The organism is Sphingomonas sp. BL2 (genome assembly GCF_056680015.1).
This window is the reverse complement of record NZ_CM155261.1, coordinates 3,411,965-3,433,932: the sequence shown is the minus strand read 5'-3', so window position 1 is coordinate 3,433,932 and position 21,968 is coordinate 3,411,965. Positions and strand designations below refer to the sequence as shown.

Annotated in this window: 15 protein-coding genes and 1 pseudogene; 11 read left to right on the top strand and 5 right to left on the bottom strand. The window is 67.0% G+C overall.

The genetic code is table 11. The annotated features are described in order from the left end of the window. Position 1 precedes the first annotated feature (1 nt). The 5 genes from AC1ME3_RS15870 (at position 2) to AC1ME3_RS15850 (ending at position 7,920) form a co-directional block, all read left to right on the top strand. Positions 2–700 carry a nucleotidyltransferase family protein gene (locus tag AC1ME3_RS15870; protein WP_480955853.1) on the top strand — a complete coding sequence of 233 codons (699 nt, stop codon included), beginning with the start codon at positions 2–4 and terminating at the stop codon, positions 698–700. Further along, positions 693–3,653, top strand: a complete 2,961-nt coding sequence (addB, locus tag AC1ME3_RS15865; protein ID WP_480953936.1) for a double-strand break repair protein AddB — start codon at positions 693–695, stop codon at positions 3,651–3,653. The genes AC1ME3_RS15870 and addB overlap by 8 nt, the downstream gene beginning before the upstream one ends. Beyond that, positions 3,637–7,068, top strand: coding sequence for a double-strand break repair helicase AddA (gene addA / locus AC1ME3_RS15860; protein ID WP_480953935.1), 3,432 nt, complete (start codon positions 3,637–3,639; stop codon positions 7,066–7,068). Before addB ends, addA begins: the two co-directional genes overlap by 17 nt. Before the next feature lie 64 nt (positions 7,069–7,132). Further along, positions 7,133–7,456: a thioredoxin TrxA gene (gene trxA / locus AC1ME3_RS15855; RefSeq protein ID WP_480953934.1), complete on the top strand. Its 324-nt coding sequence runs from the start codon at positions 7,133–7,135 to the stop codon at positions 7,454–7,456. Further along, positions 7,456–7,920: a hypothetical protein gene (locus AC1ME3_RS15850; protein WP_480953933.1), complete on the top strand. Its 465-nt coding sequence runs from the start codon at positions 7,456–7,458 to the stop codon at positions 7,918–7,920. Before trxA ends, AC1ME3_RS15850 begins: the two co-directional genes overlap by 1 nt. Before the next feature lie 13 nt (positions 7,921–7,933). Here AC1ME3_RS15850 and argJ read toward each other — a convergent pair whose 3' ends face one another. Continuing rightward, the gene (gene argJ / locus AC1ME3_RS15845) at positions 7,934–9,154 is read right to left on the bottom strand and encodes a bifunctional glutamate N-acetyltransferase/amino-acid acetyltransferase ArgJ (RefSeq protein ID WP_480953932.1); all 1,221 of its coding nucleotides are present in this window, start codon (positions 9,152–9,154) and stop codon (positions 7,934–7,936) included. Positions 9,155–9,240: 86 nt separating this feature from the next. On the opposite strand from argJ, the pseudogene AC1ME3_RS15840 reads away from it, so the two are divergent. From AC1ME3_RS15840 to AC1ME3_RS15820, 5 genes and pseudogenes are all read left to right on the top strand, one after another. After that, a pseudogene (locus tag AC1ME3_RS15840) lies at positions 9,241–9,459 on the top strand (TonB family protein); the annotation flags it as partial. Positions 9,460–9,506: 47 nt separating this feature from the next. Further along, a complete protein-coding gene (locus tag AC1ME3_RS15835) occupies positions 9,507–9,758 on the top strand; it encodes a hypothetical protein (RefSeq protein ID WP_480953931.1) in 252 nt (83 codons plus the stop codon). 99 nt (positions 9,759–9,857) lie between these two features. Then, entirely contained in the window at positions 9,858–12,596 is a 2,739-nt protein-coding gene (secA, locus tag AC1ME3_RS15830; RefSeq protein WP_480953930.1) for a preprotein translocase subunit SecA, read from the top strand. A 318-nt stretch (positions 12,597–12,914) separates the two neighbouring features. Further along, a complete protein-coding gene (locus AC1ME3_RS15825; protein ID WP_480953929.1) occupies positions 12,915–13,331 on the top strand; it encodes a secondary thiamine-phosphate synthase enzyme YjbQ in 417 nt (138 codons plus the stop codon). A gap of 127 nt (positions 13,332–13,458) precedes the next feature. After that, positions 13,459–14,079 (top strand): CC0125/CC1285 family lipoprotein, encoded by a 621-nt coding sequence (locus AC1ME3_RS15820; protein ID WP_056059563.1) that lies wholly within the window; start codon positions 13,459–13,461, stop codon positions 14,077–14,079. Between the two features lie 168 nt (positions 14,080–14,247). On the opposite strand, the gene mfd is transcribed toward AC1ME3_RS15820, so the two are convergent. Together mfd and AC1ME3_RS15810 are read right to left on the bottom strand one after the other, a co-directional pair. Beyond that, positions 14,248–17,718: a transcription-repair coupling factor gene (mfd, locus tag AC1ME3_RS15815; RefSeq protein ID WP_480953928.1), complete on the bottom strand. Its 3,471-nt coding sequence runs from the start codon at positions 17,716–17,718 to the stop codon at positions 14,248–14,250. A 117-nt stretch (positions 17,719–17,835) separates the two neighbouring features. Further along, complete coding sequence (locus AC1ME3_RS15810; RefSeq protein ID WP_056048683.1) at positions 17,836–18,102, bottom strand: FAD assembly factor SdhE; 267 nt, start codon at positions 18,100–18,102, stop codon at positions 17,836–17,838. A 72-nt stretch (positions 18,103–18,174) separates the two neighbouring features. Between AC1ME3_RS15810 and recG the strand changes: the two genes are divergently transcribed. Continuing rightward, positions 18,175–20,226 carry an ATP-dependent DNA helicase RecG gene (recG, locus tag AC1ME3_RS15805; protein WP_480953927.1) on the top strand — a complete coding sequence of 684 codons (2,052 nt, stop codon included), beginning with the start codon at positions 18,175–18,177 and terminating at the stop codon, positions 20,224–20,226. Positions 20,227–20,230: 4 nt separating this feature from the next. Here the strand turns inward: recG and AC1ME3_RS15800 are convergent, their stop codons facing one another. Further along, positions 20,231–20,548, bottom strand: coding sequence for a PilZ domain-containing protein (locus AC1ME3_RS15800; protein ID WP_056058490.1), 318 nt, complete (start codon positions 20,546–20,548; stop codon positions 20,231–20,233). Between the two features lie 107 nt (positions 20,549–20,655). After that, positions 20,656–21,894, bottom strand: coding sequence for a tyrosine--tRNA ligase (gene tyrS / locus AC1ME3_RS15795; protein WP_480953926.1), 1,239 nt, complete (start codon positions 21,892–21,894; stop codon positions 20,656–20,658). Positions 21,895–21,968 lie beyond the last annotated feature (74 nt).

Genomic DNA, 21,968 nt, shown 5'->3' with positions numbered 1-21,968 from the left:
GATGGTGATGGCGGCGGGACTGGGCAAGCGGATGCGCCCGCTGACTGCGACGCGACCCAAGCCGCTGGTGCAGGTCGCAGGGAAACCACTGATCGATCACGTCTTCGAACGCTTGCAGGCGGCAGGGATCAAGCGCGCGGTCGTCAACGTGCATTACCTCGCGGACACGCTGGAGGCGCACGTCACCGACCGGTTCGCGGGGATCGACGTGGTAATTTCCGACGAGCGGAAAATACTGATGGAGACGGGCGGTGGACTCGTCCAGGCGCGACACCTGCTCGGTGATCAACCGGTGCTGGTGGTCAACAGCGACAATCTCTGGATCGACGGACCGGTCGATGCGATCAGGCTGCTCGCATCGCGCTGGGATGACGCCGAAATGGATGCGCTTCTGCTGATGGTCCCGCTCGCGCGCGCGCATAACCATAGCGGCATGGGTGATTTCTATCTGGGCGGTGACGGGCGGATCGTTGGACGGCGCAAGCCGGGCCGGGTCGCGCCGTTTTCCTATACCGGCATTCAGATCCTCCACCCCCGCCTGATCGCGGACTGGCCGGAGGGGCCGTTCTCGACGAACCTGTTCTGGGACCGCGCAATCGCCGCCGGACGCGCCTACGGTCAGGTCCACCAGGGTCTCTGGTTCGACGTCGGCACGCCCGCCGCGATCCCGAAGACCGAGGCGATCCTCGCAGATGGCTGATCTCGTCGCGACGGATCACCCGACGCTCTACACGATCCCTGCGCACCGGGCGTTTGCGGACGCGCTGGTTGCCGGGCTGACCCGGCGGGCGGGGCGCGATCCGCTGGCGCTCGCCCGCGCGCTGGTCGTGCTGCCGAACAACCGCGCGGTGAAGGCGGTTACCGAGGCGTTCGTTCGCGCGAGCGGTGGCGGGCTCGTGCTGCCCCGGTTGGTGGCACTGGGCGATCCTGAGATGGGCGAGGCGGTCGGCGCTGCGCTCGATCCGGCGGATGACATCGATCCGCCGCTGCCCGCGGTGCCACCGTATCAGCGGCGCATGATCCTCGCGCGACTGGTGTCCGAAGAGCGGGCGCGCGAAGGCCATCCGGTCGATGTGGCCGAAGCGGTGCGCCTCGCAGGCGAACTTGCACGGACGCTCGATCAGTTGTTGGTCGAGGAAGTGCCGCCGACCAAGCTGCGCGATATCGAGCTTGGGCCCGAACTGACCGAGCATTGGCGGCGTGCGCTCGCGACGTTCGAGATTGTGCTGCAACGCTGGCCCGGCGAACTCGCGCGTCTGGAGCGGATCGACGCGGCGACGCGACGCTCGGCGTTGCTCGACCGGCTCGCCCAGCGTTGGCGAAGTGCACCGCCAGCCGGCATCGTCTGTGCCGCGGGCGTGACCGATTCCGCGCCCGCGGTGGCGCGGTTGCTTCGCTGCATCGCCGACATGCCGCGGGGCATGGTGGTGTTCGCCGGCCTCGACCTCGCGCTGCCGGACGAGGAATGGGATGCGCTTGGCCCGCATGACGCGAACCCGGTTACCGGGCTCACCCGGAGATCGATCGAGACGCATCCCCAGTTCGACGCGAAACTGATGCTCCTGCGCATGGGCGTCGCCCGAGGCGAGGTGCAGACATGGCGCGAGGGCGGCGGACACGACGCCGACCCCGCGCGCGGCCGCGCGATCGCCAACGCGCTGGCGCCCGCGGACTTCACGGGCAAATGGACGCAGATCGCCGCTGAGGATCGCCGCCTGAAGGGCGTGACCGCCGCCGAACTCGCCACCCCGGCGGAGGAGGCCCAAGCGATCGCGCTTGTCCTGCGCGAGGCGCTGGAGGTGCCCGAGCGGACCGCCGCCCTCGTCACGCCGGATCGCGCGCTCGCACGGCGCGTGGCGGCACATCTCGGACGCTGGGGCATCGGGATCGACGACAGCGCGGGGCGACCCTTGTCGATCCTGCCACCGGGTACGCTGCTGCTCGCGTTGGCTGAGGCGGCAGCGCAACGCTTCTCGCCGCTCGCGTTGCTCGCGTTGCTGAAGCACCCGCTGGTCCGCGCGGGCGAGGATCGCTTGCTATGGCTCGACGGCGCGCGTGCGCTCGACCGACGGCTCCGTGGACCGCGGCCGGCGGCGGGGCTCGACGGGATCGCCGGACATCTGGAGGAGCGTAAAGGCACGGCAGCAACATGGTGGACCGATGTCCAGCCGTTGCTGACGCCGCTGGCGAACGCGTTCGATCAGGGACCGCAGCCCTTGGCGTCGGTGCTCGCCTGCCTGCGCGAGACGGCGCAGACCTTGTGCGGCGACAATCTCTGGTCGGGCCTCGCAGGGCGTGCGGCAGCGGAGTTTCTCGCCGATCTGGAAGCGGAAGCTCCGGCCGGACCGCCGCGGATAGATCCGCGCGAACTGCCACAGCTGTTGCGGACGCTGCTCGACGAAGTCGCGGTGCGACCGGCGCCGGGCGGCCACCCACGGCTCGCGATCTACGGCCTGATCGAAGCGCGATTACAGACCGCCGACGTCATGGTGCTCGGCGGGCTGAACGAAGGTGTGTGGCCGGGTCGTCCTGCGCCTGACCCGTGGCTCGCGCCGCGCATCCGCATGGAGCTGGGTCTGCCCGGCCTGGAGCGGCGTGTCGGCACGGCGGCGCATGATTTTGCGCAGGCTTTAGGCGCACCCCGCGCGGTCGTCACTCGAGCGCGAAGAGATGCGAAGTCGCCGGCTTTGGCTTCGCGTCTCTGGTTGCGGTTGCAGGCGCTCGCGGGCGATCGGTTCGAGCGGGCATCGGCGCTGGAAGGCTGGACGCGAGCGCTAGACGATCCGGGCGAGCATCTCCCCGCCGATCGTCCGGCCCCTTCGCCGCCAGCTTTGCTACGTCCGAAAGCGATCTCCGTCACCGAAGTCGATCGCCTCAAGGCCGACCCCTACGCCTTCTACGCGCGCCGCGTGCTCGGCCTCATGCCACTCGATCCGGTCGATGCCGACCCGAGCGCGGCGTGGCGTGGGACGGCGGTGCACGACATCCTCGAGCAATGGTGGAAGCAGGACAACTGCACCGTCGATACGCTGCGGCTGCGCGCGAAGGCGATGCTCGACGACGAGCGGACGCATCCGATGATGCGCGCGCTCTGGCAACCGCGCCTGCTCGAAGCGATCGACTGGATCGCCGGCGCCATAGTCGCGCAGGGCGAGGACGGCCGCCGCGTCGCCAGCGCCGAGGGCAAGGGCAAGATCGAGATCGCCGGCGTGACCTTGTCAGGTCGCTACGACCGGATCGACAAGCTCCCCGACGGGCGCCTCGCGGTGATCGACTACAAGACCGGCAAGCCGCCTTCGCCGACCGCGGTGCGCGCCGGCTACAGCCTCCAACTCGGCCTACTCGGCCTGATCGCCGAACGCGGCGGGTTCGAGGACGTGCGCGGCATCGCAGGCGCGTTCGAATATTGGTCGCTCGGCAAGAAGCGCGACGCGTTCGGCTATATCGAGAGCCCGGTCGATCCCGAGGGCAAGCGCGACAAGATCCCGACCGCCGAGTTCACGTCAATCGCCGCGCACAATTTCACCGAAGTCGTCGGCGAATGGCTGACCGGCAGCGCCGCGTTCACCGCCAAACTCGTCCCCGAATACGCCCCCTATGCCGAGTATGACCAGCTGATGCGACGCGACGAATGGTATGGCCGTGAGCGGTGATGCGCTCGCCACGCTACCCCGGCTGAGAGGCGCGCAGGCCGATGCGAGCAACCCGGCCTCGCACGTCTGGCTGTCCGCGTCGGCGGGCACCGGCAAGACGCAGGTGCTGGCCGCCCGCGTGTTCCGGCTGCTGTTGCGCGGCGTCGATCCCGGCGCGATCCTGTGCCTGACCTTCACCAAGGCGGGCGCGGCCGAGATGGCGCAGCGGATCAACGGGCGCCTCGCGGCGTGGGTGCGGATGCCCCCGCCGGCGCTCGCGGCGGACCTGATCGCGCTCGGCGAGAGCCCGGTGCAGGCGTTGCAGGACCGCGCGCGCACCCTGTTCGCCAAGGTGCTCGACGCGCCGGGCGGGGGCCTGCGCATCCAGACGATCCACGGATTCTGCCAGGGATTGTTGGCAGCGTTCCCGGTCGAGGCCGGGCTGACGCCGGGCTTTCGACCGCTGGAGGCACGCGAAGAGGCAGGCCTCGCACGCGAGGCACTGGCAACAATGCTGTCGGACGCCGAGCGCGAGGGCCGCGAACGTCCGGTCGAGATCGTCGGTCGGCTGTCCCTGCGGATGGGCGAGGGCGGGGCTGAGGCGTTCCTGCTCGCCTGCGCCCGAGCGCTGCCCGCGTTGGAGGCCCTCCCAGTCGGCATCCAGCCGTGGCTGCGACGTGAACTCGGCCTGCCCTCCGGCGATATCGACGAGGCGATCGAAGAGTGGTGCGACGCGCTCGACCTCGATGCGATCGCGCGCATCGCCGCGGCCAATCGCGCCTGGGGGACGGCCACCGGGCAGGCCGCGGCGGCGACTGTCCAGCGCTGGCTTGACTCCGAAGATCGCGCGGCGACCTTGGACGAGCTCGCCAGCGTCGTGCTCACCGGCACGGGCACCCAGCGCAAAGCCTCGAAGAAACTGATCGATGCCGAGCCGGATTACGAAATCCTCGCGCGGGACCTGGGCGAGGCGTGCACCGACGTGCTGTCGATGGTCCAGCGCGCGACCTATTGCGACCTGCTCGCCGACGGGCTGGAGGTCGGGCGCGACTATGCGCGCGGCTATGCGCTGGCCAAGCGACGCGCAGGCGCGGTCGATTTCGACGACCTGATCGCGACGACGGTGGCGCTGCTCGACCAGCCGGGGATCGGCGAATGGGTCCGCTACAAGCTCGACCAGGCGACCGAGCACCTGCTGATTGACGAGGCGCAGGACACCAACGGCCACCAGTGGCGGATCGTCCGCGCGCTGGCGGACGAGTTCTTCGTCGGCCGCGGCATCTATGCGCCGTCGACGCGCACCCTGTTCACGGTTGGCGATTACAAGCAGGCGATCTTCGGCTTTCAGGGCACCGATCCGCTCAATTTCCAGGCGGCGGAACAGTATTTCGGCGGCCGTGCGAGCGAGGCGGAAGGCGATGACGACTGGCCCGAGGAGGAGCGCGGGCTTCCGTTGGCGCGCCTCTCCCTTCGCCACTCGTTCCGATCGACCCGAACCGTCCTTGAGTTCGTCGACGCGGCGATCGACGCGATCGGTGAGCCGGGGCTCGGGATTGCGGGCGAGGTCGAACAGCACGCCAGCGAGGTCGCCGGTCCGGGCACCGTGACCTTGTGGCCGCCGGTGTCGGCGGGCGGCAGCGAGGACGACGAAGAGGGCTGGGTCGACGACGCAGTGCGCAAACTCGCCAGCGATATCGCCCGCGCGGTGAAGGCCTGGCTCGCGCCCGAGACCGGCCTGATGCTGGAGAGCAAGGGGCGGCGGTTGCGGCCCGAGGACGTCATGATCTTGGTCAAGCGTCGCGGCGATCTCGCCTCGATGATCGTCGCGCGGCTCTATGCCGAGGGCGTGCCGGTGGCGGGCGTCGATCGCTTGCGGCTGAACGCGCCGCTCGCGGTACAGGATCTGCTGGCCACGATCCGCTTCGTGTTGCAGCCCGAGGACGATCTGAGCGTCGCCGCGCTGCTCGTGTCCCCGCTGATCGGCTGGACGCAGGACGAACTGATGGAGGCCGCACCGCGCGAGGCGGGGCCGCTCTGGCGCCACCTGCAACGCACGCAACCTGCGACGCGGCTCGCGCCATTACTGGCGATGTTGGCGCGCGCGGACATCGCCACGCCGTACCAGTTCTTGGAGGAGTTGCTCTCGGGCCCCCTCGACGGACGCCGCAAACTGATCCGCCGGCTGGGCACCGAGGCGCGCGATCCGATCGAGGAACTGCTCAACGCCGCGCTGACGTTCGAGAGCACGACGACGCCGTCGTTGCAACGCTTCCTCGATTGGTTCGATCGCGGCGATGTCGAGATCGTGCGCGATCCGTCGGCGCCGCTCGATGCGGTCCGGGTGATGACCGCGCACGGCGCGAAGGGCCTGCAGGCGCCGCTCGTGATCCTGGCGGATGCAACGGCGGACCCGTCGGCGGCACCACGCTCGATCCTGAAATGGGTGCCCGAGCCTGGGGCCGCGCCGATCCCGGTATTCCGGCCGCGGTCGAGCGAGCGTGGCGGGCCGTTGGATGCGGTCGTGTCGGCTGCCGAGCAGCGCGAGCTGGAGGAGCATTGGCGGCTGTTCTACGTCGCCGCGACGCGCGCGGAAGAGCGGCTCGTGATCGCCGGTGCGCTCGGGCCGCGTGCGAAGGGCGTGCCGCCGGAGAACAGCTGGTACGCGGCGTCCGACCGCGCGTTGACGGCGCTCGAGGTACCGGTGGGCGAGCGCGCGCGGACGTTCGCCGGGGTCGAGCCCCAGCCTGCGGTGATCGCCAAGACTTCGGCATCGATCGAGATTGCGGCTAACGCGCAGCTGCCGGCCTGGGCGCATGAACCCGCACCGCAAGAAGCACGTCCGCCTCGTCCACTGTCACCCTCGGCGCTGGGTGACGACGCCGTGTCCGATCCACCGCCGACGCCTGCGATGCGGGTCGCAGCGGAGCGAGGCCGGTTGATCCATGCGCTGTTCGAGCGGCTGCCGGCGGTTGCCGCCACCGACCGCGCGACGGCAGCGGATCGCTGGCTGGCGAAAGCAGGCGGCGTCGACGATGCCGCGGCGCGCTCCGAAATCGTGCAAAGCGTGGTCGCCGTGCTCGACGATCCACGCTTTGCCGGGCTGTTCAGCGCGGATACGTTGGCCGAAGCGCCGATCGCCGCGACCCTTGCGAACGGCATGGTCGTGTCGGGGACGGTCGATCGCCTGCTGATCGAGCCCGACCGCATCCGCGTCGTCGACTTCAAGACCGGGCGGCGCGCACCACGCGGCCTCGACGACGTGCCGGAATATCACCTGAAGCAGATGGCGGCCTATGCCGAAGCCTTGAGCGTGATCTTTCCGGGGCGGTCGGTCGAGGCAGCGTTGCTGTACACGGCCGGCCCGCGGTTGATCGTGCTGACCGACGAGACGCTGGCCGCAAACAAGCCGCACTATCGGCCCACGGAGCAAAGCTAGCGCCCCGGTGGTTGAGCGCGCACGCGAGCGACCTTAGATACGACTCAACCAAGGAGAATTCACGATGGCGACCAAGCAGATCACCGATGCCAGCTTCGATGCGGACGTACTGAACGCCGACGGCCCCGTGCTCGTCGATTTCTGGGCGGAATGGTGCGGCCCCTGCAAGATGATCGGGCCGTCGCTCGAGGAGATTTCGGAAGAACTCGGCGAGAAGGTGACGATCGCCAAGCTCAACATCGACGAGAACCCCGACGCGCCGGGCGCGTACGGCGTCCGCGGCATCCCGACGATGATCCTCTTCAAGGGCGGCGCACCGGCGGCGACCAAGGTCGGCGCCGAGCCCAAGGGCCGGCTGAAGGCGTGGCTTGAAGGCGAACTGGCCTGATGCTACTGACGGCGCTGTTGCTTCTGGCGGCGGCGCCGTCATCGTCTGACCTCTATAAGTCAGACGCGTGCGAGACAGCGCGTCAACGCCAAGACCAAGCTGCCATGACCCGAGCTTGTATTCCGATGAAGTCGACTCGGACATACGAAGGCGTTTGGTACGACACGTTCGAAGGGCAGGAATTTTTTGACCGTGCGACGACGTTGGCGGTCAATCACGCTTTGCATTCGAGTGTTTGGCTGGAGATAAACCGGAAGGATGCGCTCGTCCGCGCCAATCTGCCGGGGCGCATTGCCGAGGTTATGACACCACATGCCTATCGGGTGCGGTTCGTCGGGGCCGAAACGCTGAACATGTCTTGCAATGAGCGCGACGCGTTCGGACTGCCGTCATGCTTTGGGCACGAAGGCGCTTTTCCAGGCATGGTAGTGGTCGAGAAGATTCTTGCGATCGAGGCACTCTAGCCTGTTGTCGTGATCATGACCGATAGTCGGCGTTGATCGAGATATAGCCGTGCGTGAGGTCGCAGGTCCACACCGTGGCCTTTCCCTCGCCAAGCGCCAGATCGACGCCTATTTCAATCTCGTGTCCCTTCAGGTGCGCGGCGACCGGTGCTTCGTCATAGCCGCTAAGCGCCAATCCGCCCTCGGCAACTTGTGTATTGCCGAAGCGGATCGAGAGCGTGTCGCGGTCGGCGGGTTCGCCGGCCTTGCCCACTGCCATTACCACACGCCCCCAGTTCGCATCCTCTCCGGCAATCGCAGTCTTCACCAGCGGCGAGTTGGCGATGCTCATCGCGATGCGGTGGGCACTGCGGTCGCTATCCGCGCCGGTCACCTGGATCTCGATCAGCTTCTGCGCGCCTTCGCCGTCACGAACGACGAGCATGGCGAGTTGATGGCACAGGTCTGCCAGCGCAGCGCGGAAGGCGTCCGCTCCCAGGCTGTCATCGTCCGCCAGCGGGACATTGCCGGCCTTGCCTGTCGCGAACGCCAGCACCGTGTCGCTGGTCGAGGTGTCGCTGTCGACGGTGATGCACGAGAAGCTCGGCGCGTTCGCCTTCGACAGCGCGGCCTGCAGGAATTCCGGCTCGACCGCGGCGTCGGTGAAGATGAAGCCGAGCATCGTCGCCATGTCCGGCGCGATCATTCCCGAACCCTTGATGATCCCGACCAGCGACACGGTGCGATCGCCGATCACCGCGGTCGTCACCGCGCCCTTGGTAAAGGTGTCGGTCGTCATGATCGTCGCGGCGGCATCCTCCCAGCCGCAGGGTTCCGCGGCGAACGCGGCGTCGAGCCCAGCCTCGGCCTTGTCGATCGGCAACGGCACCCCGATCACGCCGGTCGATGACACGAAAACGTCCGAAGGCTGGCACCCGAGGTGCGCCGCCGTCCGCGCCGCGATCGCCTCGACCGCCGCGCGGCCACGCGCGCCGGTAAACGCGTTCGAATTACCCGCATTCACGACCAGCGCCCGCGCCTGGCCAAGCGTCAGCGCCGCACGGCACCACTCCACCTCGGCCGACGGGCATTTGCTGGTCGTCAGCACGCCCGCCACCACCGTCCCCGGATCAAGCGTCACGAACGTCAGGTCGCACCGGTCCCACGCCTTGTACTGCGCGCGCGCGACATGCAGCGCGACTCCGTCGATCGAAGGGGCGGCGGGGAAGGGCAAGGCGAGGGGCGAGGTCTGCATGACGCCTTCATAGTCTCTGCGGTCCGGCGGGCAAGATCGGCGGTTGCGCTTGACCCGCTGACGTTCGCCGGTGTCCCGCGCGGCAGGCCAGCAAGGAAGGTGCCGTCAAAGCAGCCTTGCTCGTTGCGGCCGACGGATCGGTAGAGGCGTGCGAAGTCCTCGTGGGGAGTGGGACCAGCGCACTCGATGAAGGAACGTGCCGCGCCGCGGTTCGCCACGGCCAGTTCACCCCCGCGCGCGACGCGAAGGGGCGTGCAATCCCCTCGCGCATCGAATTGCCGCGCGTCCGATGGGCTCTGCCCTGAGACGAACGGTAGATTTTCCGAGCCGGCTCGCATACAGCCGGTGCTGCATGAACCTGCTGCTGCTCCTCTCTGCCCTCTTGTCCGCGCTGACCGGCGCGGTACCTGGCGTACGTGGGCAGTCGGCACAGGCCGTCGCACAAGGCAGCGTTTGCTCGCAGTCGATAGCAGCAACGCCAGCCAAGGTGCTGGTAAGGCCCGTATCTGGCCTTCCCGCGCTGCTTCAGGTTGCAGTCGCTACCACGTTGCGCACCATCGCAATCGTCTCGCTTCCGCTATGGGCAGAGCGCCGCCGCGAATAGCGTCTTGGTGTGACCTTATCGTAACCTTTGGATCCGAGCGATCCGCTTCCGCGTGCGCCCACCGTGTGCCGCCGCGTCTCAAATTCAGGAAATCAGCCCATGTTCGGTGGCCTCGCCAAATCCTTGTTCGGTTCGTCCAACGACCGCTACGTCAAGTCGCTCAACCCGATCCTCGCCAAGATCGCCTCGTTCGAGCCGTCGCTCCAGGCGATGTCGGACGCGGAGCTCTCCGCGCAGACCGTCAAGTTCCGTGCCCGGCTAGCAGAGGGCGAGAAGCTCGACGACCTGCTTCCCGAGGCGTTCGCTACGGTCCGTGAAGCCGCCAAGCGCGTGCTCGGCCAGCGCCATTATGACGTACAGATGGTCGGCGGCATCGTCCTCCACCGCGGCGAGATCGCCGAGATGCGCACGGGCGAGGGGAAGACGCTCGTCGCCACGCTCGCGACCTACCTCAACGCGCTCCCTGGTGATGGCGTCCACGTCGTCACCGTCAACGACTATCTCGCGGCGCGCGATGCGGAGTGGATGGGGCAGGTCTACACCTTCCTCGGCATGACGATCGGCGTCATTATCCCGAACCTGTCGGACGAGGAACGCCGCGCCGCGTACGCCGCGGACATCACCTACGGCACGAACAACGAGTTCGGGTTCGACTATCTCCGCGACAACATGAAGTACGAGCGCAGCGCGATGACGCAGCGCGCGTTCAACTTCGCGGTGGTCGACGAGGTCGATTCGGTGCTGATCGACGAAGCCCGCACGCCGCTGATCATCTCCGGCCCGACCGACGACAAGTCCGAGCTGTACATGCAGGTCGACGCAGTCGTGAAGCAGCTCGATCCCGCCGACTACGACAAGGACGAGAAGCAGAAGACGATCATCCTTACCGAGGACGGCACCGAGAAGGTCGAGCGGATGCTCGAGGCGGCCGGGCTGCTCGAGGGGCAGAACCTGTACGACTTCGAGAACACGCAGGTCGTGCATCACCTCAACCAGGCGCTGCGCGCGATCGTGATGTTCAAGTCGGACATCGACTACATCGTCAAGGACGGCAAGGTCATCATCATCGACGAGTTCACCGGTCGCATGATGGATGGTCGGCGCTGGTCGGACGGCCTGCACCAGGCGGTCGAGGCGAAGGAGGGCGTCCAGATCGAGCCCGAGAACCAGACGATGGCCTCGATCACGTTCCAGAACTATTTCCGCATGTACCCGAAGATCGGCGGCATGACCGGCACCGCGGCGACCGAAGCGGCCGAATTCTACGACATCTACAAGATCAACGTCGTCAGCATCCCGACCAACGTCGAGGTCAAGCGCGTCGACGAGGAAGACGAGTTCTACAAGGACACCAAGGACAAGTTCGCGGCGATCGCCAAGAAGATCAAGCATCACGCGGACCTCGGTCAACCAGTGCTGGTCGGCACGGTGTCGATCGAGAAGTCGGAAATGCTGAGCGAGTTCCTGGTCGGCGAGAACGTCGATCACAAGGTGCTCAACGCGCGCTTCCACGAGATGGAGGCGCACATCGTCGCGCAGGCCGGGCGCAAGTCCGCGGTGACGATCGCGACCAACATGGCGGGCCGCGGCACCGACATCAAACTCGGCGGCAACCTCGAATTCCGCATGCTCGACGAGCATCCCGAACTGGTCGAGGGCACGCCGGAGTATGACGAGGCGGCGGCGCGGATCACGATCGAGATCGAGGCGGAGAAGCAGGCGGTGCTCGCCGCGGGCGGGCTGTTCGTGCTCGGCACCGAGCGGCACGAGAGCCGGCGTATCGACAACCAGCTGCGCGGGCGGTCGGGTCGTCAGGGCGATCCGGGCCTGTCGCGCTTCTACCTCAGCCTCGACGACGATCTGCTGCGAATCTTCGGGCCGGACACGCTGTTTGCCAAGATGATGCGCAACAATATCGAGGACGGCGAGGCGATCGGCAGCAAGTGGCTGAGCAAGGCGATCGAGACCGCGCAGAAGAAGGTCGAGGCGCGCAACTACGACATCCGCAAGCAGGTCGTCGAATATGATGACGTGATGAACGAACAGCGCAAGGTCATCTACGAGCAGCGTGCGGACATCATGGATGCCGATACGGTCGGCGATGTGGTGACCGACATGCGCGCGGAGACGGTCAACGTGATCGTCGGCGATGCGTGCCCGCCCAACTCGTATCCCGAGCAGTGGGACGTCGCGGGGATGAAGACGCGGCTTGCCGAGGTGATGAACCTCGAGCCGCAGATCGACGCGTGGTTGCTGGAGGAGTCGGTCGACCCCGAGGTGATCGAGGAGCGCGTCCGCGCAATGGCGGACGAGGCGATCGCGCAGAAGTCGGCGGATCTCGATGCGGAGACGTGGACCTCGGTCGAGAAGTCGATCCTGTTGCAGAACCTCGACCATCACTGGAAGGAGCATCTCGCGACGCTCGACGCGCTGCGTCAGGTCGTCCATCTGCGCGCCTACGCCCAGAAGACGCCGATCAACGAGTATAAGCAGGAGGCGTTCTCGCTGTTCCAGCGCATGCTCGAGACGATCCGCGAGGACGTGACCAAGACGATCGCGCACGCCCAGTTCCAGATGCAGGCGCCGGTCGGCTTGCCCGAACTGCCGGATTTCATCACGACGCATTTCGACCCGTTCACAGGCGAGGATGATTCGAACGACTTCGATGCGGGAACGCGCGGCCACATCACCTCGACGATGCCGCCGTTGCAGATCCCTCAGCCGCAGGAGGCCGATATCGGTGAGGATCCTGCGAACTGGGAGGGTGTGGTGAGTCGCAATGCGCCTTGCCCTTGTGGGTCGGGGCGTAAGTACAAGCAGTGCCACGGGGCGGTTTGATATTTGGATGAACTAACGAGACCCTCCCGATCTACTACCACCCCGGCGAAGGCCGGGGCCCAGCTGGAAAGGTCGGAGTAACGAAGCGCACCGGCCGTTAGCAACGTCCCCTAACTGGGCCCCGGCCTCCGCCGGGGTGGGGATACTCGGTCGGCGTGCATCCACTATATGACGCACCCTCCGGTTCTCCCGCGAAGGCGGGAGTCCAGGCCATTGGCGGTGGTCTATGGGACTCCTGGACTCCCGCTTTCGCGGGGGAACGGTTACTCTCGGGGAACGGGACACGGAGCAACCCTCGGAACCGATCGTTAGGACCCCATGCGCCAAGCCACCACGATCCTAACCATCGACACCACCCGCCAAGGCCTCGTCGACGTCACCGACCAGATCGCCCGCTGGACCCGCGACCAACGCATATCGGAGGGCCTGCTGACGGTGTTCTGTCGCCACACCTCCGCCTCCCTCTTGATCCAAGAAAACGCCGCGCCCGAAGTTCGGACTGACCTGGAAGCCTACTTCGCCCGCATCGCCCCGGAATCACGTGACTACGAACACGACGACGAAGGCCCGGACGACATGCCGGCCCACCTCCGCACCGCGCTTACCCAGGTCCAGCTCTCGATCCCACTGATCGACGGCCGACTCGCGTTCGGCACATGGCAGGGCATCTACCTGTTCGAGCATCGCCGCCGCCCGCATCGCCGCACATTGGCGCTGCACTTGATCGGCGTTTAGACGAAACGTGAAAAATGAGTCAGCAAGGTGGCGCATTGGAGCGAACCCGTTCATCAACCGTTCCACCACTGACGGCTATTAAGAGGCGTTTCGCCGCACTCGCCGCGAACGGAGACATACCATGTTCATGAAACCTGGTCGCAAGGTCGCATTGGCAGCGCTCGCAACGGGCGCTCTATTGCTGGCCGGTTGCGCGACCGAGACCACCTATCGGCCGGCGACGGGCCAGGGGTTCAGCCGCACCGGCTATAGCGACCGGCAGGTAGAGCCGGGCCGCTTCCTCGTCAGCTTCGCCGGCAACAGCGTCACGTCGCGCGATACGGTCGAGCGTTACCTGTTCTTCCGCGCGGCCGAGCTGACGTTGCAGAATGGCTATGACTATTACCTGATGGCCGACCGCGACACCAACCTCCAGTCGCGGACCTACTCGACGCCGGGGATCGGTGGCGGGTTCGGCTATGGCGGCTTCGGCGGCTATTGGGGTCCGTCGTGGCGCTATTACGGCCGCGGCTTCGGCTGGCGCAACTGGAGCCCTTATGGCGGCTTCGGTGGTGGTTTCGGCGGCGGCTATGGCGGGTTCGGTGGTGGCCCATGGGGCAACGACTTCGATATCCGCACGATCGATCGCTATGAGGCGACCGCGGAGATCGTGATGCGCAAGGGCCCGATCCCGCGCGACAACATCCGGGCGTTCGATGCGCGCAAGGTCGTCGATAGCATTGGCCCGAGCGTCGTGCTGCCAAAGTAAGCTAAGGCTTTCGAGACGGTAAATAGGCCGGGCTACCCCAGGGTAGTCCGGCCTTTTTGTTGCGCTGCTCCCTCTCCCCTTCGGGGAGAGGGCCGGGGTGAGGGGCTGTTGTCGGCAGCAGCGTTCGCGGCGCCCCTCACCCAAGCCTCTCGCCAGAGGGGAGAGGGCTTAAGAAGCCGCCTTCGCCAACCCTTTCGACAACTGCAACGCGCCATGCAGCCGAGCCTTCGGATCACCCCACGCGCGTTGCAGCACCAGCTTGCTGTCAGGCCGCAACCGCGCGACGCCGTTCAGCCGCTCGACATACGCCAGCAGCTTGTCGATGTTCGGCGGCTTGTCGTCATGGAACGACACCAGCACGCCCTTCGGCCCCACGTCGATCTTCGACACGCACGCGCGTTTCGCGTTCAGCTTGATCTCGATGACCTTGATCAAATTCTCGGTCGCATCCGGCAGCGGGCCGAAGCGATCGATCATCTCGGCGGCGAACGCCTCGATCTCCTGGCCCTCGTCGAGATCGTTGAGGCGACGATACAGCCCCATCCGCAGGTCGAGATCGGGGACGTAATCCTCGGGAATGAGGATCGGCGCGTCGACCGTGATCTGCGGCGAGAAATCGCGCGGCCGCGACGAGGTCATGCCGCCGGCCTTGGCGTCCATGATCGCCTCTTCCAGCATCGCCTGGTAGAGTTCGAAGCCGACCTCCTTGATATGCCCGGTCTGCTCGTCGCCGAGCATGTTGCCCGCGCCGCGGATATCCAGATCATGGCTCGCCAGCTGGAAGCCAGCCCCCAGCGAATCGAGATCGGACAGCACTTTCAGGCGCTTTTCGGCGGTCACCGTCATCTGCCGTTCGGGCGGGGTAACCAGATACGCGTATGCGCGCGTCTTCGAGCGCCCCACGCGCCCGCGCAACTGGTACAGCTGGGCGAGGCCGAAGCGGTCGGCGCGGTGGACGATCATCGTGTTGGCGGACGCGATGTCGATCCCGCTCTCGATGATCGTGGTCGAGACCAGCACCTCGAACTTCTTGTCGTAGAACGCGGACATGCGCTCCTCGACCTCGGTCGGCGACATCTGGCCGTGCGCGACGACGAAGCGGATCTCGGGCACCTGTTCGCGCAGGAAATCCTCGATCTCGGGCAGGTCCGCGACCCTTGGCGTGACGACGAAGCTCTGGCCGCCACGGTAATGCTCGCGCAGCAACGCCTCGCGCAACACGACCGGATCGAACGGCATGATGTAGGTCCGCACCGCGAGGCGATCGACCGGCGGGGTCTGGATCACCGACAGCTCGCGGATCCCCGACATCGCCATCTGGAGTGTGCGCGGAATCGGCGTCGCGGTCAGCGTCAGCATGTGGACGTCCGCCCGCAGCGCCTTGAGCCGCTCCTTGTGCGTGACGCCGAACCGCTGTTCCTCGTCGACCACCACGAGACCGAGCCGCTTGAAGTCGATGTTCTTTGCGAGCAGCGCATGCGTGCCGATGACGACGTCGATCGTGCCGTTCGCCAGCCCCTCCTTGGTCGCCTTCGCCTCGCTCGCGGTGACGAGGCGGGAGAGGCGACCCATGTTCATCGGGAACCCTTCGAAGCGGGCGACGAAGTTGTTGTAGTGCTGGCGGGCGAGCAATGTCGTCGGGCAGACGATCGCGACCTGCTTGCCGCCCATCGCCGCGACGAACGCGGCGCGCAGCGCGACCTCGGTCTTGCCGAAGCCGACATCGCCGACCACTAGACGGTCCATCGGTTTGCCCGCGGCCAAGTCACCAAGCACGTCCTCGATCGCGCGGTCCTGATCCTCGGTTTCCTCGTACGGGAAGCGGTCGACGAAGCTCGGATAGCCGCTTGCATCGGGTTCGAGCACATCGCCCGGATGCAGCGCGCGTTCGGCGGCGGTCGCGATGAGTTCGCCGGCGATTTCGCGGATCCGCTCCTTCATCTTCGACTTGCGACGCTGCCACCCTTCGCCGCCAAGCCGGTCGAGCGTCGCGCCTTCCTCGGACGAACCGTAGCGCGAGAGGACGTCGATATTCTCGACCGGCACGTACAGCTTGTCGCCGCCGGCATAGCTCAGCGCAACGCAGTCGTGCGGGCTCTGGCCGACCGGGATCGAGGTCAGGCCCTCGTAGCGGCCGATCCCGTGCTCGGTGTGGACGACCAGATCGCCGGGCGTCAGCGTCGCGAGTTCGGCGAGGAACGCGTCGGCGGATTTCTTGCGCTTCTTGCGGTGGACGAGGCGGTCGCCGAGCATGTCCTGCTCGGTGAGCACCGCGATCCCCGGCGCGGTGAAGCCGTGGTCGAGCGGCAGGACGATCAGCGCGACGCCGAAGCTCTTTGCGGTGTCGGCGACGCCGAGCGCTTCCTGCCACGTCTCGGCGTGCTTGCCGCCTTTCATGCCGTGGTCTGCGAGCAGGCTCCCCAGGCGTTCACGCGCGCCGATCGAATAGCTGGCGAGGATCGGCTTACGGCCCTGTTCCCGGAGCTTCTCGACGTGGTCGGCAACGGCTTCGTAGATGTTCGCCTGCGCGGCGCGCTCGGGGCCGAAATCGCGTGGGCCGTCGACGTCGAAGTCGAGCACGGTGTCGCTCGGCGGTTCGTGGAACGGCGATGTGATGTGCGCGGCGAACGCCTCGACCCCGCCGGACCATTCCTGCGCGTCGAGATAGAGCGCCTTGGCGGGCATCGGCCGATAGCTGCCGGGCTGGGCGGCCTCGGCGCGTTTGCGGTTCTCGTAATAGTCGGCGATCGATTCGAGCCGGCTTTCGACCGCTGCGGCGACGCCGTTGTCGCGCACCACCACGTCGTCGGCGCCGAGATGGTCGAACAGTGTCGCCATCTTCTCTTCGAACAGCGGCAGCCAATGCTCCATGCCCGCGATGCGGCGGCCTTCGGAGATCGCCTGGTACATCGGATCGCCGGTCGCAGTCGCGCCGAACGCGTCGCGGTAGCGGGTCCTGAAGCGCTTGATCGAGTCCTCGTCGAGCAGCGCCTCGGATGCGGGGAGCAGGACGAAGCCGTCGATCCGGCCGGTGGTGCGTTGGTCCGCCGCGTCGAACGTGCGGACGCTCTCGATCTCGTCGCCGAAGAAATCGAGGCGGAGCGCGTGGTCTTCGCCCGACGGATAGAGATCGACGATCCCACCGCGGACCGCATATTCGCCCTGATCGTGGACGGTGTCGGTGCGGACATAGCCGTTCGCCTGGAGCAGCATGGCGAGCTTGTCGCGGCCGATCCGCTCGCCGGGCGCGAGCCGCGCGACGAGCTGGCGGATGCGGAACGGGGTGAGGACGCGCTGCGTCGCGGCGTTGGCGGTCGTGAGAAGGAGCTGCGGCCCCTTCGGCTTACCCTGCAGGCGTTGCAGCGCCGCGACACGCTCGGCCATGATGCGCAGCGTAGGTGAGGCGCGGTCGTAGGGGAGGCAGTCCCATGCCGGGAAGCTCAGCACTTCGAGATCGGGCGCGAAATACGCCGCGGTCGAGGCGACCGCGCGCATCGCCGCATCGTCCGGCGCGATGAACACCGCGCGGGTCTTCGCAGCGCGGGCGAGGTCGGCCAGCAGCGACGGCTGGAAGCCGGACGGCACGCCCGACAGCGTCAGCGGGGTTTTCGCGGAGAGGATCGTCTTGAGGTCTGGCATCGTTTTCCTAAAGCCCTCTCCCCGTCGGGGAGAGGGTTGGGTGAGGGGCTGTTCCGGGCGCTGCGTTTGCGGCTGCCCCTCACCCCGACCCTCTCCCCGGAGGGGAGAGGGAGTGCGTTACTTCACGACCGTGACGTAATTAATGTCGCGCATCGCCTGCATCATCGGCCCGTCCCACTCGGGCGGACACACGATCGAGCCGATCGCCCAGCCCATGATGTCGACGTCCTGCTCCTCGAGCAGCGCCTCGAACCAGTCGAGCTCTTCCGGCGTCCACGTCCGGCCATAGGTCGCGAAGAAGCCGCCGATCATCATGTCGGCTTCGCGCGTGCCGCGGTGCGAGCTGCGAAAGCCGAGGCGCTTCAGGCGGGTTTCGTGATCCATCGTATCTCCAACGCCGATAGACCGGCGACCGCTGGCGGCGGGCGTCGGCTTGGCTATATGGAGCAGATAGTCATGCGACCCGAAATCCTCAATCCGCTGTTCGCCGAAACCCTCGTCCTGAAAGGGGTGGGGCCCGCGCTCGCCAAGCCACTCGACCGGCTCGGGCTCGCGCGCGTCGTTGACGTCGCCTTCCATCTGCCGACCGGTTACGTCGATCGCCTGCCGCGCACCGAGCTGATGTCGAGCGATGCGGGGCGGATCATCACGATCACGCTGACGCCGCGCGACTACAAGATCAGTGCGGGGCGGGGGCCTACGCGGGTGCAGGCTACCGACGAGCTTGGCAATTACGTCAGCCTGGTTTTCTTCGGCGGGAGTTCCGGTTGGGCGAAGAAGCTGCTGCCGATCGGTGAGGCCAAGCGGATTTCGGGCCGGCTCGACGAATACGGCCAGGAATTGCAGATCGTCCATCCCGACATCGTCGAACCCGACGAGGAGTTGCGCGAGCGCGAGCCGACCTATCCGCTGTCGGAAGGCCTCACGTCGCGGCGACTGGCGGCGCTGACCGCGCAGGCGGTCGCGCGCGCGCCGGACCTGCCCGAGTGGATCGAGCCGGGCCTGAAGGCGAAACGCGAATGGCCCGGCTGGCACGAGTCGCTCGCGCGCATCCACGCTGACCCATCGGATGCGAAGGCGCGCGAGCGGCTCGCCTATGACGAGGTGTTCGCGAACCAGTTGGCGATGACGATCGTCCGCGCGGATACCCGCAAGCGGCGAGGGCGGGCGTTGCAGGGCGACGGCCGGCTGCGCGACTTGCTGAAGCTGCCCTACACGCTGACCGGCGCGCAATCGCGGACGGTCGGCGAGATTGAGGGCGATCTCGCGCAGACCGCGCCGATGCTACGGCTGCTGCAGGGCGATGTCGGCTCGGGCAAGACGCTGGTCGCGGCGATGGCGATGCTGATCGCGGTCGAGGCCGGCGCGCAGGCGGCGATGCTCGCGCCGACCGAGATCCTCGCGCGCCAGCATTACGAGACGCTGCGGAAAACGCTCGCCGGCCTGCCGATCGAGATCGGCGTGCTGACTGGTCGCGACAAGGGCCGCGTGCGGGAGGCGACGCTGATGGCGCTGGCGAGCGGCGAGATCGACATCCTCGTCGGCACGCACGCGATCTTCCAGGACGCGGTCGGCTACAAGGATCTCGGGCTCGTGGTGGTCGACGAGCAGCACCGCTTCGGCGTCGCGCAGCGCATGACGTTGCAGGCCAAGGGGGTCGCGCCGCCGCACCTGCTGGCAATGACCGCGACGCCGATTCCGCGTACGCTGACGCTCGCGCAGTACGGGGAGATGGATGTGAGCCGCCTCGACGAGATGCCGCCGGGCCGCCAGCCGATCGAAACCCGCGTGATCTCCGAAGACCGGCTCGACGACGTGGTCAACGCGCTCGGCCGGCATCTGGCGGACGGCGGGCAGGCATACTGGGTATGCCCGCTGGTCGAGGAGAGCGAGAAGAGCGACCTCGCCGCCGCCGAGATGCGCGCGGAAACCCTGCGCGCGCGCTTCGGCGACAAGGTCGCGCTCGTCCACGGCCGCATGAAGCCAGCGGAAAAGGATGCGGTGATGGCCGAGTTCTCCGCCGCGCGAACTTCTGTGCTGGTCGCGACGACGGTGATCGAGGTCGGCGTCGACGTCCCCAACGCGACGCTAATCGTGATCGAGCACGCCGACCGCTTCGGCCTCGCCCAGCTCCACCAGCTCCGCGGACGGGTAGGGCGCGGCACCGGGCGGTCGATCTGCTTGCTGATGCGCGGGTCCTCGCTTAGCGAGACATCCCGCGCGCGCCTCGCGTTGATGCGCGAGACGAACGACGGCTTCCGGATCGCCGAGGAGGATCTGCGGTTGCGGGGCGCGGGCGAACTGCTCGGCACGAAACAGTCTGGCGAGATGGCGTTCCGTCTGGCCACGCCAGACATGATGGCCGACCTGCTGCAATGCGCGCATGACGACGCGCGTCTGCTGATCGACCGCGACGGTGGGTTGGAGGGACCGAGAGGGCAGGCAGCGCGCACCGCCCTCTATCTGTTCGACCGCGACGCCGGCGTGGCGCTGCTCCGCTCCGGCTGAACGGTCAGCTGTTGCGGATCATCACCGTGAGCATCGTGTAATATTCGGCGAGAGGGATCGTCCGTTCGAGCTCGCATCCGATCCGACCGCCGAGCGACCACCGTACGACCGCGTCGACATAGCCGAAGATCGGCAGGCGTATCCGCAGTCGATCACCCGCGGCCGGATCGCCGTCACACCGTGCCATCAGGCCATTGGCGGACATGTTGACAAGCACCAGCTTGACCATGCGGTCGTCGCCGTCGAGCGCATGCGTGCGGTGCATGACTTCGTCGCGGGGCTCGCCGCGCGCATCGCGAACGGCCATTGCGTAGCGTGGCATCGATCGCTCCCCTGGAATAACCATCCCGCTTGTGTACGGCGCGCGGCGTGAACCCGATACGAACGGTGATGCTTAACGCGACGTTCTTCGAAACGAGAATGCGTCTATTACGAGGGGGTTAGCATCCCATGTCGTTTCTTGCCGAGGCTGAGCCGGACGGGCGACGCGACGTCGATGCTGATGGTCGGCTCGCGGACGGCCTCGCCATCGACACGCACGGCGCCCTCGGCGATCTTCCGGCGGGCCTCGCCATTGGACGCCACGAAGCCCAACCCGACCAGCGCCTCGACGACACCAATCGACCCACCCGTAATGGCGTAGCTCGGTAGCGAGTCGCCCGACGCGCCCTCCTCGAACGTCTTACGTGCGGTCTCGGCGGCTTGGTCGGCAGCATCGCGACCGCGGCACATCGCGGTCGCTTCGTTGGCGAGGACGATCTTGGCGGCATTGATCTCCGCGCCTTCGAGCGCTTCGAGACGCGCGATCTCGTCGAGCGGGAGGTCGGTGAACAGCTTCAGGAAACGGCCGACGTCGCGGTCGTCGGTGTTGCGCCAGAACTGCCAGTAGTCGAAGTGCGGCAACTGGTCCTCGTGCAGCCAGACCGCGCCCGACATCGTCTTGCCCATCTTGCCGCCATCCGCGGTCGTGATCAGCGGAGTGGTGACACCGTAGACCTCGGTCGAGTCCATCCGGCGTGCGAGTTCGATGCCGTTGACGATGTTGCCCCACTGATCCGAGCCGCCCATCTGCAACCGGCAGTCGGCGCGACGCGACAATTCGAGGAAGTCGTACGCCTGGAGGATCATGTAGTTGAATTCGAGAAAGCTCAGCGACTGTTCGCGGTCGAGGCGGAGCTTGACCGAATCGAACGCGAGCATCCGGTTGACCGAGAAATGCTGGCCGACGTCGCGCAGGAACGGGATGTATTCGAGCGCGTCCAGCCACTCGGCATTGTCGAGCATCACCGCGTCGGTCGGGGCCCCCACTTCACCCTCAGGCGCGAAGGTCAGGAAGCGTTCGAAGATGCGGCGGATCGAGGCGACGTTGGCCTTGATCCCGTCCTCGCCGAGCAGCTTGCGCGCCTCGTCCTTGAAGCTCGGATCGCCGATCTTGCCGGTGCCGCCGCCCATCAGGACGATCGGTTTGTGTCCGGTCTGCTGGAGCCGACGGAGCAGCATGATCTGGACGAGGCTGCCGACGTGGAGCGACGGCGCGGTCGGATCGAAGCCGATATAGCCGGGCACCACTTGTTTGGCGGCGCGGGCATCGAGCGCGGCCGCGTCGGTCATCTGGTGGACATAGCCGCGCGAGGTCAGCGTGGTGAGCAGGTCGGACTGGTAGGTCATGGTGCGTCTCGTTCCCCTTCCGCGTGCGGAGGGGTTAGGGGAGGGGCTTCCTTGCCCCCATGCCCTCCCCCGAC

Coding starts and splice junctions, on each gene's coding strand:
- AC1ME3_RS15825 (WP_480953929.1), top strand. CDS start 12,915: ATGCGCCAAGCCACCACGATCCTAACCATCGACACCACCCGCCAAGGC.
- recG (WP_480953927.1), top strand. CDS start 18,175: ATGCGACCCGAAATCCTCAATCCGCTGTTCGCCGAAACCCTCGTCCTG.
- AC1ME3_RS15810 (WP_056048683.1), bottom strand. CDS start 18,102: ATGGATCACGAAACCCGCCTGAAGCGCCTCGGCTTTCGCAGCTCGCAC.
- AC1ME3_RS15870 (WP_480955853.1), top strand. CDS start 2: ATGGTGATGGCGGCGGGACTGGGCAAGCGGATGCGCCCGCTGACTGCG.
- tyrS (WP_480953926.1), bottom strand. CDS start 21,894: ATGACCTACCAGTCCGACCTGCTCACCACGCTGACCTCGCGCGGCTAT.
- AC1ME3_RS15835 (WP_480953931.1), top strand. CDS start 9,507: ATGAACCTGCTGCTGCTCCTCTCTGCCCTCTTGTCCGCGCTGACCGGC.
- trxA (WP_480953934.1), top strand. CDS start 7,133: ATGGCGACCAAGCAGATCACCGATGCCAGCTTCGATGCGGACGTACTG.
- secA (WP_480953930.1), top strand. CDS start 9,858: ATGTTCGGTGGCCTCGCCAAATCCTTGTTCGGTTCGTCCAACGACCGC.
- addB (WP_480953936.1), top strand. CDS start 693: ATGGCTGATCTCGTCGCGACGGATCACCCGACGCTCTACACGATCCCT.
- addA (WP_480953935.1), top strand. CDS start 3,637: ATGGCCGTGAGCGGTGATGCGCTCGCCACGCTACCCCGGCTGAGAGGC.
- argJ (WP_480953932.1), bottom strand. CDS start 9,154: ATGCAGACCTCGCCCCTCGCCTTGCCCTTCCCCGCCGCCCCTTCGATC.
- mfd (WP_480953928.1), bottom strand. CDS start 17,718: ATGCCAGACCTCAAGACGATCCTCTCCGCGAAAACCCCGCTGACGCTG.
- AC1ME3_RS15820 (WP_056059563.1), top strand. CDS start 13,459: ATGAAACCTGGTCGCAAGGTCGCATTGGCAGCGCTCGCAACGGGCGCT.
- AC1ME3_RS15850 (WP_480953933.1), top strand. CDS start 7,456: ATGCTACTGACGGCGCTGTTGCTTCTGGCGGCGGCGCCGTCATCGTCT.
- AC1ME3_RS15800 (WP_056058490.1), bottom strand. CDS start 20,548: ATGCCACGCTACGCAATGGCCGTTCGCGATGCGCGCGGCGAGCCCCGC.